Below are 526 nucleotides of genomic sequence, written 5' to 3'. Positions count from 1 at the left end.
CCGCCGGCCAGCCGCGGCCGAGCGCCTGCTCGATCGGCACCGCGAAGCCGGCGCCGGCGGCGGCGCCGAGGCAGAGGGTCATGGTGTAGAGCCCGGTCATCGCCCCGGCGCGACCGGGGAAGTCGCGCTTGACCACCGCCGGCAGCAGCACGTTGGCGAGCCCGATGCCGAAGGCGGCGACCGCCGTGCCGGAAAACAGCGACGCGAAGCCGCCGAGACCGCGCAGGGACAGGCCGGCCGCGACCACGACGATGCCGAGGAGCACGCCGCGGTCGGCGCCGAGCCGGCGCAGGACGAGCGGCGTCAGCGCGCAGGCGAGGCCGAGGCAGAGGACGGGCAGCGTGGTCAGCACCGCGGCGCCGGCCGCCGAGAGCCCCGTCGCCTCGCGGATCGACGAGAGCAGCGGCCCGACGGTGCTCAAGGCCGGACGCAGGTTGAACGCCACCGCCATCAGCCCGCAGGTCAGCAGCAGGGGCGGGACGGGCCGCGACGGCCTCACGCGAGCCGCCGGGCCCGGAGGGCGCCC

General features: G+C 77.8%; 1 pseudogene. It reads right to left on the bottom strand.

Annotated features, from left to right (window positions below):
• A pseudogene (locus tag FV222_RS28780) lies at positions 1-451 on the bottom strand (cyanate transporter); the annotation flags it as partial.
• Positions 452-526 lie beyond the last annotated feature (75 nt).

The organism is Methylobacterium sp. WL103 (assembly GCF_008039885.1).
Classification (GTDB): domain Bacteria; phylum Pseudomonadota; class Alphaproteobacteria; order Rhizobiales; family Beijerinckiaceae; genus Methylobacterium; species Methylobacterium cerastii.
The sequence above is the reverse complement of the archived record's forward strand: the minus strand, read 5'-3'. Positions and strand labels throughout refer to the sequence as shown.